General features: G+C 69.1%; 3 protein-coding genes. All 3 read right to left on the bottom strand.

All coding sequences use genetic code 11. The features are described 5' to 3' along the window. Window positions 1-294: 294 nt before the first annotated feature. On the bottom strand, window positions 295-600 hold the full coding sequence (locus tag ACWD68_RS41790) for a DUF6247 family protein (RefSeq protein WP_451811703.1): 306 nt from the start codon (window positions 598-600) through the stop codon (window positions 295-297). A 73-nt stretch (window positions 601-673) separates the two neighbouring features. Then, window positions 674-1,099 carry a hypothetical protein gene (locus ACWD68_RS41795; protein WP_451811704.1) on the bottom strand — a complete coding sequence of 142 codons (426 nt, stop codon included), beginning with the start codon at window positions 1,097-1,099 and terminating at the stop codon, window positions 674-676. A 131-nt stretch (window positions 1,100-1,230) separates the two neighbouring features. After that, the gene (locus ACWD68_RS41800; protein ID WP_451811705.1) at window positions 1,231-1,746 is read right to left on the bottom strand and encodes an NADPH-dependent FMN reductase; all 516 of its coding nucleotides are present in this window, start codon (window positions 1,744-1,746) and stop codon (window positions 1,231-1,233) included. Window positions 1,747-1,834 lie beyond the last annotated feature (88 nt).

Consider the following 1,834-nt stretch of genomic DNA (forward strand, 5'->3'; position numbering starts at 1 on the left):
ACGGCCGCCTTACCGCCGGACGAGTGTGAGCCGATCAGCCCACCGAAGAACCTGTAGGCCAAGCAGACGAACCACACCTGATTCCTGATAGACCCGACTGGACGGGCTCGACGCTCATGCCGACAGGAAGGTCTGTGGCCGTGTCGACGCCCCGGAAGTACGGGTCCTTCGCAATCACAAGCTCGGCACGAGCGGCGTCAACCAGGGCGCGGGCCGCTTCGGGGAGGGCACTCCTGTTGTCTTCGGCTTCCTTGGTCCAGTCAGCCTGCCAGGGAGGACCCATGAATCCGTCTGTCACTGGCCGGGTTCCGCCTTGCTTGCCTCGCGGCGCAGCCGCCCGGCCTCTTCCACGAGGCTCTTGGCGTGGGCGTTGTCCGTGGCCTGGGATGCCTCGTCTTCCAGGCGGTGGACCTCGGCCTCCAACCGGGGGTCCCGGGCGAGGGCGAATTCTGCCCACCAGCGGGCCATGAAAGCGGGGACGGGCGCGAGGTCGTAGGCGTCGGCGATCTTCTCGCGCCAGTTACGGTCGAAGTCGGGCAGAAGCTTGGGCGTGTGCTGTGCGATGGCCGCGCGCAGTGCCTTGGGAGTGCGTTCGGGCATGGGGGGAACTGATCCCCGCATCCCGACGGTGGAAGTGGTCACTGTGCAGGCTCCTTCGCGATGGCCGGGCGGGTCAGGCGGCTACGGGCGCAGGCGGCGCGCCTGAGGGGGCATCGCCCTCGGACGAGTGTGACGCGGTCAAAACCTCGCGCTGGGCGGTGGTGACCATGCGGGCGTAAGGATGGATGTCGCCGCGCGCATAGGCGTCCAACAAGATCTCGCAGAGCGCGGACATCGAGCGGACCGCATCCTTGGCACGTCGCTCGTCGGCGCCGGACCACACCTCGTCTGTCGCGAAGACGCTGCGGCCGCGGCGGTTGCCCGCCTGGGTGCCGGTAACGCTGCGGGGCAGAGGCAGTGTCCCGGCGGCGTACTCGGTGAGAGCGCGGCTCATGACCCAAATAAGGGGCAGCCCCTCGGACTTGGCCCGTGCACCAGCAGCCTCCCACACAGCCTTGGCAACGTTGGGGGCACGCTCGGCCTCCCCTGCTGCTGGCATGTCGGGCTCCTGTCGCTGCGGTCCGGGTCTACTGATACATACGGTACTACGGATTGCATCGGTACATCCTAGGTGCACAGGACCGGACCTCGCTGACCACGGCGTCCCCGGCTCCGGTGGACCGTTCCCGTTCAGGCAGCGGCCCGGGAAACTGCGCGCAGCGGGCCGAGCGCCTGTGCCCACGCCAGCAGTTCGTCGACCAGCTCCCGGACCCGCGCCACGTGCAGGTCCTGCGGCCGGAAGTCCGTGAAGGCCACGAAGTCCTCGCGCAGCGACAGTGCCACCTGCGGTCCGATGTCCGCCATGCGCAGCGGGCCCGCCTGCGCGCGCAGTTTCTGCACCGCCATGACCGCGCCGAAAATGCCGTAGCCGACGTAGCCGACGGGCTTGCCGCCCCACTCCTCGTAGAGGTAGTCGATGGCGTTGGTCAGGGCGGCGGGCGGGGCGGTGTTGTATTCGGGCGTGACGACGATGAAGGCGTCCAGCGAGCCGATCCGCTCGGCCCATCGGCGGGTGTGCGGCTGCCGGCCCGGCGCCATCTGCGCGGGCACGGGCTCGTCGAGCAGCGGCAGCGCGTAGTCCTTCAGGTCCACGAGCTCGAACTCCGCGGCGTCGCCGGCGTGTTCGGCCGCCAGGTCCCTTGACATGCTCCTCGCCCTGAAGGGCGAGGATTCTGGCCTTCTCTACCGGTTGCCGTGCCGCTACGCGGCGCGGTTTCCGGTCGGGAGTCCGTGG

This window comes from Streptomyces sp. NPDC005141, from assembly GCF_053599975.1.

What these genes read in the sequence shown, in the direction of transcription:
- ACWD68_RS41795 (WP_451811704.1), bottom strand. Translation starts at nt 1,099, where the DNA reads ATGCCAGCAGCAGGGGAGGCCGAGCGTGCCCCCAACGTTGCCAAGGCT.
- ACWD68_RS41800 (WP_451811705.1), bottom strand. Translation starts at nt 1,746, where the DNA reads ATGTCAAGGGACCTGGCGGCCGAACACGCCGGCGACGCCGCGGAGTTC.
- ACWD68_RS41790 (WP_451811703.1), bottom strand. Translation starts at nt 600, where the DNA reads ATGCCCGAACGCACTCCCAAGGCACTGCGCGCGGCCATCGCACAGCAC.